Consider the following 11032-nt stretch of genomic DNA (forward strand, 5'->3'; position numbering starts at 1 on the left):
TGGCAAAACGCAGTCATCGGCGGCGCCCGATTCCGATCCCCGAAACGGTCACTCTCTTCATGTCTCAGACCTTCGAAGCACAGCAGCGTGTTCCCGATGCCATGGCCGGCCAGCGGCTCGACCAGGCCGCGGCGGAGCTCTTCTCCGACTTTTCCCGCGAGCGCCTGAAGGCCTGGATCAAGGCCGGCGACCTGACCCTGGATGACCAGCCGGCACGGCCCAGGGACAAGGTCTACGGAGGCGAATGGCTGCGCCTCTGTACCGAAGTCGAGGACGATACCCGCTTCGAGCCCGAGGATATTCCCCTCGAGGTGGTGTACGAGGATGAGCAGGTGCTGGTGATCAACAAGCCACCCGGGCTGGTGGTGCATCCCGCCGCAGGCAATCCGAATGGCACCCTGCTCAATGCGCTGTTGCATCACGACCCGGCGCTGGCGTCGGTGCCCCGGGCCGGCATCGTGCATCGCCTGGACAAGGACACCAGTGGCCTGATGGTGGTGGCCAGAACGCTGGCCGCCCAGACGTCGCTGGTGGAGCAGCTGCAGGCGCGCACGGTGTCACGGGAGTATGACGCCATCTGTGTGGGGGTGATGACCGCCGGCGGTACGGTGAATGCGCCGATCGGCCGACATGCCAAGGATCGCAAGCGCCAGGCGGTGACCGCCGCCGGCAAGCCGGCGGTGACCCACTACCGAGTGGTCGAGCGCTTCCGTGCTCACACCCATGTGCGCTGCCGGCTGGAGACCGGGCGTACTCACCAGATCCGCGTACACCTGGCGCACCTGCGCTACCCGCTGGTCGGCGATCCCGTCTACGGTGGTCGTCTCAAGCTGCCCGCTGGCTCCTCGGATACGCTCAAGGAGATTCTGCGCGAGTTTCCGCGCCAGGCGTTGCACGCCCGCCGGCTGGCTTTCGTGCATCCGGGCAGTGGAGAGACGATGAGCTTCCGGGCGGCCCTGCCTGACGACCTGCTGATGTTGCTCGACTACCTGCGTGACGATCACGAGACGATGCGCTGACCCCCTGTGGCACCGAGGATACTGTCATGAGCGACGCCCCCGACCTGCGGCCCACCCTGGTTCTGCCCGACTGGCCGGCACCCACCTCCGTGGGGGCCTTCGTCACCACCCGCGAGACCGGTCCCAGCCAGGGGGACTTTGCCTGCTTCAACCCGGCCGACCACGTGGGTGACAATCCCGCCCATGTGGCGCTGTGCCGTCGCCTGCTGCACAAGCAGGTCGATGGCGAACGACCGCTGCTGTGGCTCAATCAGGTGCACGGCGCGCGGGTGCAGCAAGGCTATACCGACGAGTCGCCGGAGGCCGATGCCGCGGTCGCCTTCGATCGTGACCATGCCTGTGTGGTCCTTACTGCCGACTGCCTGCCGGTCTTCTTCTGTGACCGCCGCGGCGAGCGCGTGGCGTTGGCCCATGCCGGCTGGCGTGGGCTGGCGGGCGGGGTGCTGGAGGCCACGGTGGCGGCATTGGGTGTGCCGCCCGAGGAGCAGCTGGCCTGGCTGGGGCCGGCGATCTCCAATGCCCAGTTCGAGGTGGGACCCGAGGTCTATCAGGCCTTCGTCGGCGTGCACCCCGAGGCCGCCGATGCCTTCGACCCCAGCCCCTATCGCCTGGGCCACTACATGGCCGATCTCTACCGCCTGGCGCGCTTGCGTCTGGAGCGTCTGGGCGTCTCCCATATCAGCGGCGGCCACTTCTGCACCGCCTGCGAGTCACGCTTCTACTCCCACCGTCGCGACAATGGCAGCACGGGAAGAATGGCCAGCGTGATCTGGCTGCGCTGAAGCGAGCTACAAGCTTCAAGGCTCAAGGAAACCCGCGGCTATCGCAGACGCACTAAGCTAGAGGCGCCGGGGATAGGTCGCAGAGGGGGGGGCCGAGGACCAGGGGTGAGGAGCACTGCTCCGAACGGGCTGGCCATGGATGGCCAGCACCGGACCTGCAAGCGGAGCGGGACGCGAGAGCGCCGCAGGGCCGAGGTAGCGTACAGGGAAGTATTTACAGCGCCCCCTCGAAGGCCTGTCGCCGGAACAGCCTCGCGCAACCCCTTGTCGCTTGATCCGCGTCAACTTGTCATGCACTTCCTCCCGACGGCCGACTTGAAACCGGCCTGACTTGACGCCATTTATCATGTCAAGACATTCACAGGGTCAAGCGGGGCGTCCGATCGCCTCGCCATCCCGATGGAGGACGTGATATGCGTTTCGACAAGTTTACCGCCAAGCTGCAGAACGCCGTGGCCGATGCACAGTCGCTGGCGGTGGGGCACGGTCATAACCAGCTCGAGCCCGGCCATCTGCTGCTGGCACTGCTCGACGCCACCGACACCGGTGCCAAGGCGCTGGTTCAGAGGGCCGGTGGCGATGCCGCCCGGTTGCGCGATGTGTTGGTTGGGCATCTCGACGACCTGCCCAGGGTCGCCCAGTTCGACGGCGAGGTGCAGCCCTCACGCGACCTGATCAAGCTGTTCAATCTTACCGATCGCGAGGCCCAGAAGCGTGGTGATCAGTACATCGCCAGCGAGCTGGTGCTGCTCGCCGCGCTGGAGATGGGGGGCGCGGTCAGCAAGCTGCTGACCCAGGCCAGCCTCTCGCGCAAGGCGCTGGAGACCGCGATCGATAGCGTGCGCGGTGGCGAGAGGGTCGACGACCCCAATGCCGAGGATCAGCGCGAGGCGCTGGAAAAGTACACCCTGGACCTTAACGAGCGGGCCGCAAGCGGCAAGATCGACCCGGTCATCGGTCGTGACGACGAGATCCGCCGCACCATTCAGGTACTCCAGCGGCGCACCAAGAACAACCCTGTGTTGATCGGTGAGCCCGGGGTCGGCAAGACCGCCATCGTCGAGGGGCTGGCCCAGCGCATCGTCGATGGCGAGGTGCCCGAAGGGCTCAAGGACAAGCGCGTGCTGTCGCTGGATATGGGCGCGTTGCTGGCCGGGGCCAAGTTCCGTGGTGAGTTCGAGGAGCGTCTCAAGTCGGTGCTCAAGGAGCTCGCCCAGGAGGAGGGCCGGGTCATCCTGTTTATCGATGAGCTGCACACCATGGTGGGGGCCGGCAAGGCCGAGGGGGCCATGGATGCCGGCAATATGCTCAAGCCGGCCCTGGCGCGCGGCGAGCTGCACTGCGTGGGTGCCACCACCCTCGATGAGTATCGTCAGTACGTTGAGAAGGATGCGGCGCTGGAGCGGCGTTTCCAGAAGGTGGTGGTGGATGAGCCCTCGGAGGAAGACACCGTGGCGATCCTGCGTGGGCTCAAGGAGCGCTATGAGGTGCACCATAAGGTCGATATCACGGATGGTGCCATCATCGCCGCGGCCAAGCTCTCCACTCGCTATATTACCGATCGCAAATTACCCGACAAGGCGATCGACCTGATTGATGAAGCATCCTCGCGCATCCGCATGGAGCTCGACTCCAAGCCCGAGGAGATGGACCGTCTCGACCGTCGGCTGATTCAGCTGAAGATGGAGCGCGAGCACCTCAAGAAGGAGACCGACGAGGCCTCGAAGAAGCGCCTCGAAGGGCTGGAGGAGCAGATTGGCGAGCTCGAGCGCGAGTACGCCGATCTCGACGAGGTGTGGAAGGCCGAGAAGGCCAGCATCCAGGGAGCGGGACAGTTCAAGGAGGAGCTCGACCGTGCCCGCATCGATCTGGAACAGGCCAAGCGGCAGGGGGATCTGGCGCGGATGTCCGAGCTGCAGTACGGCGTGATACCCGAGCTCGAGAAGAAGATCGCCGAGTTCAGCGAGGCCGAGTCGGATACCTCGAAGCATACTCTGTTGCGTTCCAACGTCACCGAGGAGGAGATCGCCGAGGTGGTCTCGCGCTGGACCGGCATCCCGGTGGCCAAGATGCTCGAGGGTGAGCGTGACAAGCTGCTGCGCATGGAGGAGGCGTTGCATGAGCGGGTGATCGGCCAGCACGAGGCGGTGACCGCGGTGGCCAATGCCGTGCGTCGCTCCCGGGCAGGGCTGGCCGACCCACATCGCCCCAATGGCTCGTTCCTGTTCCTCGGTCCCACCGGGGTTGGCAAGACGGAGCTGTGCAAGTCGCTGGCCAACTTCCTCTTCGATACCGAGGAGGCAATGGTGCGCATCGACATGTCGGAGTTCATGGAGAAGCACTCCGTGGCAAGGCTGATCGGTGCCCCTCCCGGCTATGTCGGCTACGAGGAGGGGGGGTATCTGACCGAGGCGGTGCGTCGCAAGCCCTATTCGGTGCTGCTGCTCGACGAGGTGGAGAAGGCTCACCCGGATGTCTTCAATATCCTGCTGCAGGTGCTGGAAGATGGGCGCCTCACCGATGGCCAGGGACGCACCGTGGACTTCCGCAACACGGTGATCGTGATGACCTCCAACATGGGCTCGGACATTATCCAGCGCATGGGCGGTGGCGACACCGGTTACGATCAGATGAAGAGTGCGGTAATGGAGGTGGTCGGTACTCACTTCCGGCCCGAGCTGATCAACCGCATCGATGAGGTGGTGGTGTTCCATGCCCTCGGTCAGGAGCAGATCCAGGCCATCGCCGGGATCCAGCTCGATCGCCTGCGGGCGCGGCTGGCGGAGCATGAGCTCTCCCTGGAGGTCAGCGATGCGGCCATGGCACAACTTGCGGTGGTGGGCTTCGATCCGGTGTTCGGCGCGCGGCCGCTCAAGCGGGCCATTCAGGCGCGTATCGAGAATCCGCTGGCCCAGGATCTGCTGGCCGGGAAGTTCTCGCCCGGCGACACCATCGAGGTGGAGGCCGAGGAGGATCGGCTGGTGTTCGGCAAGTCTCGGGACGGTGCTGCCATACAGAAAGGAAACGAAGCGGGTGCCGGCGCACGCTGAGGCGGTTGTCGGCACTCGCCACCTGGGCCTGACGGTCTAGACTGATTGATAGGTTGCGTCCTGTAACCTCCTTGCCCGCCTCTCACCCCGAGAGTGCGGGCTTTTTTCGACGTCGGCTCACAAGCTCAGCCTTGCTGAATGCCCTGCCATGGGCTACCCACGCTGTTTCCGCGGTTGACACGCCCTTGGCGCTAATGGAATCTTGACCCTTCCTGATACGGACACGGACCCAGCGGGCAATCCCCCTTTACCGTGTGACGGGTAGGCCAGTGGCCTCTACTCGCCGAAGGACTTCCGATTGCGGGCTCACCGCCCGGGTCGGCCAACGCCCCGACGCGGCAAACCGCCGTGATGAGAGTGCAGGCCCTAACAGGGCTTCTTGCCAGGGTTTGGCATCAGGTGCCGGTGTTTCCGGCAGCGGCATACCGCCGCACTCGACACCGTTGCCCCAAGTGGTGACGGATCGCACTCGAGACCTCCAGGGGAGAAAAACACGTGGAATTGCTTTCCGGCGCGGACATGATCGCCCGCTTCCTGCAGGATGAGGGCGTCGAATATATCTATGGTTATCCCGGTGGCGCGGCGCTGCATATCTATGACGCCCTGTTCCGCCAGGACAAGGTCAAGCACATCCTGGTACGCCATGAACAGGCCGCCACCCATGCCGCCGATGGCTATGCGCGAGCCTCCGGCAAGCCAGGTACGGTACTGGTGACCTCCGGTCCCGGCGCTACCAACGCCGTCACCGGCATCGCCACCGCCTACATGGACTCGATTCCGATGGTGGTGCTGTGTGGCCAGGTGATGAGTCACCTGATCGGCGATGATGCCTTCCAGGAAACCGACATCATCGGCGTGACTCGGCCGATCGTGAAGCACAGCTTCTCCATCAAGCACCCGACCGAAATTCCGGAAGTCCTCAAGAAGGCCTACTACCTGGCCGCGTCCGGGCGTCCTGGCCCGGTGGTGGTGGATATTCCCAAGGACATGACGGCCCCCACCGAGCGTTACGAGTACGTCTACCCCAAGAAGGTCAAGATGCGCTCGTATAATCCGGTGACCCGCGGCCATAGCGGTCAGATCAAGAAGGCCGTCGAGCTGATGCTCAAGGCCAAGCGCCCGGTGTTCTACACCGGCGGCGGTGTGATTACCGGGCGGGCCAGCGAAGGCCTGACCGACCTGGTCAAGCGACTGGGCTACCCCATCACCACCACCCTGATGGGCATCGGCGCCTACCCCCAGAGCGATCGTCAGTGCCTGGGGTGGCTGGGCATGCACGGCTCCTATGAGTCGAACATGGCCATGCACCATGCCGATCTGGTGATCGCCATTGGCGCGCGTTTCGACGACCGCGTGACCAACAACACCTCGAAGTTCTGTCCCACCGCCAAGGTCATTCATGTGGATATCGACCCCAGCTCGGTCTCCAAGACCGTGCGAGCCGATGTGCCCATCGTGGGGCCGGCGGGCAGCGTGATCAGCGAGATGATCAGCCTGGTGCAGGGCAAGGAGATCGCCAATCCGGAGGCCCTCGAGGAGTGGTGGCAGAAGATCGAAGGCTGGCGCGAAGAGCGCGCGGGCAAGCTCTATGAGCCCTCCAGGCCCGGTGAGACGCTCAAGCCCCAGGAGGTGGTCGAGGCACTGTGCCGGGTGACGCGCGGCGAGGCCTATGTGACCACCGATGTTGGTCAGCACCAGATGTTCGCGGCCCAGTATTACAAGTTCGACAAGCCCAACCGCTTCATTACCTCGGGGGGGCTTGGCACCATGGGCTTCGGATTCCCGGCCGCCATGGGCATCAAGCAGAACTTCCCGGATGAGCAGGTGATCTGTGTGACCGGGGAGGGCAGCTTCCAGATGATGATGCAGGAGCTCTCCACCTGTAAGCAGTTCGGGGGCGGCGTGAAGATCGTCAACCTCAACAATGCGTCACTGGGCATGGTGCGCCAGTGGCAGGACCTCAACTACAAGTCGCGTCATGCGCACTCCTACATGGAGTCGCTGCCCGACTTCCAGAAGCTGATCGAGTCCTATGGCTTCACTGCGCTGAAGGTCGAGACCCTTGACGAGCTCGAGCCGGCACTGGAGCGTGCCTTCGCCGATCCGCACGAGCTGGTGTTCCTCGACGTTGCGGTTGACCCGCACGAGCACGTCTATCCGATGCAGGTGCCCCTTGGCTCCATGCGTGACATGCTGCTTTCCAAGACGGAGCGGACCTGATGCGCCATATCATCTCGATTCTGATGGAAAACGAACCGGGCGCCCTGTCTCGCGTGGTGGGGCTCTTCTCTCAGCGTAACTTCAATATCGAGACGCTGAACGTGGCGCCCACCGAGGACCCGACCCTGTCGCGCCTGACGGTCACGACCGTGGGAGACGACCGGGTCGTCGAGCAGATCACCAAGCATCTCAACAAGTTGATCGATGTGGTCAAACTGGTCGACCTCACCGAGGGCAACCATATCGAGCGGGAGTTGATGCTGGTGAAGGTGAAGGCATTGGGGGCGAACCGCGACGAGGTCAAGCGCACCGCGGATATCTTCCGTGCGCAGATCGTCGATGTGAGCCCGAGCCTGTTCACCGTGCAGATCGCCGGCGATGCCGGCAAGCTCGACGCCTTCCTGCAGGCCATGGAGCCAGTCGGGGTGCTGGAGGTGGCGCGTACCGGGGTATCGGGGATTGCCCGGGGCGACAAGGTGTTGAGCCTCTAGCTCGACTCCTGGTTGTTGCTGGTATGCGAAGGCCGCCTCGAGAGGCGGCCTTCTGCTTTTTGGGCCGTCCCTTTCCAGCTCACCCATCATCCCACCTCATCATCATTTCACCCTCTGGGCTTTCCTGCCTCGTCTACCTTTCCACCATTTCCTACCTTTCCGCCACTTCATCCCAGAGCGCCCGAATCAGCGGGCTCTTCAGGCGCCGTTCCAGCACGCAGAGGCCGACGTCGTAATGGGGCAGTTCCGGTTTCACGGGCAGCACGCGGACCCGCTCACGCAGCGGGCTGTTGTCGAGCACGATCCGAGGTACCACGCCGATGCCGAAACTCAGGCCGACCATGCTGACGATCGCCTCGTGTCCGGCGACCTGGGCATAGATCCTCGGCACGATGCCCAGGGCGCGAAACCAGGTATCGGCGTAGCTGCGCGAGAGCCCCGCCTCGGAGAGGATCATCGGTACCTCGCGCCACTGCTCTGCGCAGGGCGTCTCGGGTCTGGAGGGGATCCACTCCGGTGCCTCCCTGGGGGCGATGAACACCAGCGGGGCTCGGGTCAGCGACTTGAAGGCGAGGGCCTCCGGGGGTTGGCGCGGGCGAGGGGTGATCGCCATGTCCTCGTCACCGGCCAGGACCCGGTTCATGGCTTCGGCGGGATCACCGGTGTGCAGCTTGAGCTCGATGCCGGGGTGGTGGCTGCGAAACTCGCTAAGCAGCTCGTAGAGAAAGCTGTAGCTGGCGGTGACCGAGCAGTAGACGCTGATCTTGCCGGTCAATCGTCGGGCCTCGCTCATCAGCGATTGGCGAAGTTCTTCCCAGCGCTCGAGGGTCTCGCGGGCATAGTGCTGGAAGATCTCGCCCTGACGGGTCAGAGCCACGTGGCGATTGTCGCGCTCGAAGAGGGTGACACCCAGGCTCTCCTCCAGATGTCGGATGGAGCGGGAGAGGGTGGAGGTGCTGATGTGACACGCCTCGCTGGCGCGCCCGAAGTGCAGGGATTCCGCCAGGGCGAGGAAGTGGTTGAGGGGGCGCATGTCCATGGCCATTATTATTGCATAAATCGGGATGTGTCGTTGCAAATATAGCGTTTTACGCAATGGCTGGGCTGACGTATGGTTGGGTCATCGGATGCCGCAAGCCCAGCCCTGCGATAGACGGGGCGGGTGGCCATCGACGCTGACACGCATTACTCAACCATGTTTTCCAGATCACGTTTCCAGGAGCACGAGATGCACGTTTATTACGACAAGGATTGCGATCTCTCCCTTATCCAGGGCAAGAAGGTCACCATCGTGGGTTACGGCTCCCAGGGCCATGCCCATGCCAACAACCTTAAGGAGTCGGGTGTCGACGTTACCGTCGCCCTGCGTGAAGGCTCCTCTTCTGCCGCCAAGGCTGAGGGTGCTGGCCTCAAGGTGGCTTCCGTCGAGGAGGCGTGCAAGAGCGCCGATGTGGTGATGATCCTGGCGCCTGACGAGAACCAGAAGGCGATCTACGAGAACCAGGTCGAGCCCAACCTGAAGCAGGGCGCGACCCTGGCCTTCGCCCACGGCTTCAATATCCACTACAACCAGATCGAGCCGCGCAGCGACCTGGATGTGGTGATGATCGCCCCCAAGGCCCCGGGCCATACCGTGCGCTCCGAGTTCGTGCGTGGCGGCGGCATCCCCGACCTGATCGCCATTCATCAGGACGCTACCGGCAACGCCAAGGAGCTGTCGCTCTCCTACGCGGCAGCCATCGGCGGTGGTCGCAGCGGTATCATCGAGACCACCTTCAAGGATGAGACCGAGACCGACCTGTTCGGCGAGCAGGCCGTGCTGTGCGGTGGCGCCGTCGAGCTGGTCAAGGCCGGTTTCGAGACCCTCACCGAGGCAGGCTACGCACCGGAAATGGCCTACTTCGAGTGTCTGCATGAGCTCAAACTGATCGTCGACCTGATGTACGAGGGCGGCATCGCCAACATGAACTACTCCATCTCCAACAACGCGGAGTATGGCGAATACGTTACCGGCACCGAGGTGATCAACGAGCAGTCGCGTGCTGCCATGCGCAATGCTCTCAAGCGTATCCAGACCGGCGAGTATGCCAAGATGTTCATCAACGAGGGCAACAGCAACTACCCCTCGATGACCGCCCGTCGTCGCCTTAACGCCGAGCATGAGATTGAGCAGGTGGGGGCCAAGCTGCGCGGCATGATGCCGTGGATCGCCGCCAACCAGCTGGTCGACAAGACCAAGAACTGATCGATCGGCTCGGTCGAGAGCGGCAACACGACCAGGGGCGCGGGTGACCGCGCCCCTGGTCGTTTTCGTGTGGCCGACGCCGAATGACAGCGACCCGGCTTTGCGCTTGCGGGTGGTCGTGCAAGAATGACCGGCATGACTTCCAGGCAATGGGTGGGACAATGAGTCAGGATTCCCGTAACAACGAGCATATTGACACGCCGCATGGCGAGGGCCCGCCCCAAGAGCAGGGCGTCCAACGGGAGGAGGACCTGGCGTCGGTCTTTCTGCGCGAGACGGAGGTGATCGAGGAAGCCGAAGAGGATGGACGCACCGTCCGGCGCAAGGGTATCTACCTGTTGCCCAATCTCTTTACCACCTCGGCCCTGTTCGCCGGCTTCTTCGCCGTTGTCGCCGGTATCAATGGCGACTTTGCCGCGGCTTCCGTGGCGATCTTTATCGCCATGGTACTCGATGGGTTGGATGGCCGAGTGGCCCGGATGACCAACACCCAGAGTGCCTTCGGGGCCGAGTATGACAGCCTCTCCGACATGCTCTCCTTCGGAGTGGCGCCGGCGCTGGTGTCCTTTACCTGGATTCTTCAGGATATCGGCAAGACCGGCTGGGTGGTGGCCTTTCTTTATGTTGCCTGTGCCGCCTTGCGGCTGGCCCGCTTCAATGTACAGATCGGCAGCGTCGACAAGAAGTGGTTTATCGGCCTGCCCAGCCCCTCGGCAGCGGCGCTGGTGGCGGCCAGTGTCTGGACCTTCCATAGTTTCGATGCCGAGGCCTTCGGCTACAAGTTGCTGATGCTGGTGATCGTCGGTGCCGCCGGGGTCCTGATGGTCAGCAATATTCGCTACTACAGCTTCAAGGATGTGGACTTCAAGGGACCGGTCCCCTTCGTGGTGCTGCTCGCCATCGTGCTGGGCTTCGTGGTGATCTCCCTGGAGCCCTCCGTGATGCTGCTGCTGCTGTTTGGGGCCTATGTCACCTCGGGTCCGTTGATGGCGACGATGCGCAAGCTGCGTCATGCGCCTCCATCGGGCTGATCCGCGCTCACGCCGCATATATCGACGCCCGCCCCGTGCGGGCGTCGTCGGTTTTGAAACTTTTTTACAGGAAGGGCTTGCGGGCCTGCCGGTAAAACCGTAAAGTACGCATCCGCTGCCGGCGACGGGCAAACGTTACCGGCGGTGAATGTGGCAGAAGTGACTGTTCTGCAATGGGTTTTTCGGAAGGTGTC

The 11032-nt window shown here is 63.5% G+C and carries 8 protein-coding genes; 7 read left to right on the top strand and 1 reads right to left on the bottom strand.

Translation table 11 applies throughout. The features are described from left to right. Positions 1-59: 59 nt before the first annotated feature. From rluD to ilvN, 5 genes are all read left to right on the top strand, one after another. Positions 60-1019: a 23S rRNA pseudouridine(1911/1915/1917) synthase RluD gene (gene rluD / locus E0702_RS14855; RefSeq protein ID WP_132045222.1), complete on the top strand. Its 960-nt coding sequence runs from the start codon at positions 60-62 to the stop codon at positions 1017-1019. A gap of 26 nt (positions 1020-1045) precedes the next feature. Continuing rightward, on the top strand, positions 1046-1801 hold the full coding sequence (gene pgeF, locus E0702_RS14860; protein ID WP_132045224.1) for a peptidoglycan editing factor PgeF: 756 nt from the start codon (positions 1046-1048) through the stop codon (positions 1799-1801). 413 nt (positions 1802-2214) lie between these two features. Continuing rightward, on the top strand, positions 2215-4851 hold the full coding sequence (clpB, locus tag E0702_RS14865; RefSeq protein WP_132045226.1) for an ATP-dependent chaperone ClpB: 2637 nt from the start codon (positions 2215-2217) through the stop codon (positions 4849-4851). A gap of 495 nt (positions 4852-5346) precedes the next feature. Further along, positions 5347-7071 (top strand): acetolactate synthase 3 large subunit, encoded by a 1725-nt coding sequence (locus E0702_RS14870; protein WP_132045228.1) that lies wholly within the window; start codon positions 5347-5349, stop codon positions 7069-7071. Next, the gene (gene ilvN / locus E0702_RS14875; protein WP_132045230.1) at positions 7071-7562 is read left to right on the top strand and encodes an acetolactate synthase small subunit; all 492 of its coding nucleotides are present in this window, start codon (positions 7071-7073) and stop codon (positions 7560-7562) included. The genes E0702_RS14870 and ilvN overlap by 1 nt, the downstream gene beginning before the upstream one ends. A 151-nt stretch (positions 7563-7713) precedes the next feature. On the opposite strand, the gene ilvY is transcribed toward ilvN, so the two are convergent. After that, the gene (gene ilvY / locus E0702_RS14880) at positions 7714-8601 is read right to left on the bottom strand and encodes an HTH-type transcriptional activator IlvY (protein WP_132045232.1); all 888 of its coding nucleotides are present in this window, start codon (positions 8599-8601) and stop codon (positions 7714-7716) included. Positions 8602-8790: 189 nt separating this feature from the next. Here ilvY and ilvC point away from each other — a divergent pair, with 189 nt between their 5' ends. Beyond that, positions 8791-9807, top strand: a complete 1017-nt coding sequence (gene ilvC, locus E0702_RS14885; protein WP_132045234.1) for a ketol-acid reductoisomerase — start codon at positions 8791-8793, stop codon at positions 9805-9807. 161 nt (positions 9808-9968) lie between these two features. Next, the gene (pssA, locus tag E0702_RS14890) at positions 9969-10838 is read left to right on the top strand and encodes a CDP-diacylglycerol--serine O-phosphatidyltransferase (RefSeq protein ID WP_132045236.1); all 870 of its coding nucleotides are present in this window, start codon (positions 9969-9971) and stop codon (positions 10836-10838) included. Positions 10839-11032 lie beyond the last annotated feature (194 nt).

Origin of the sequence: Halomonas marinisediminis, from assembly GCF_004347715.1 — a bacterium.
In the GTDB taxonomy this organism is placed as follows: Bacteria; Pseudomonadota; Gammaproteobacteria; order Pseudomonadales; family Halomonadaceae; genus Halomonas; species Halomonas icarae.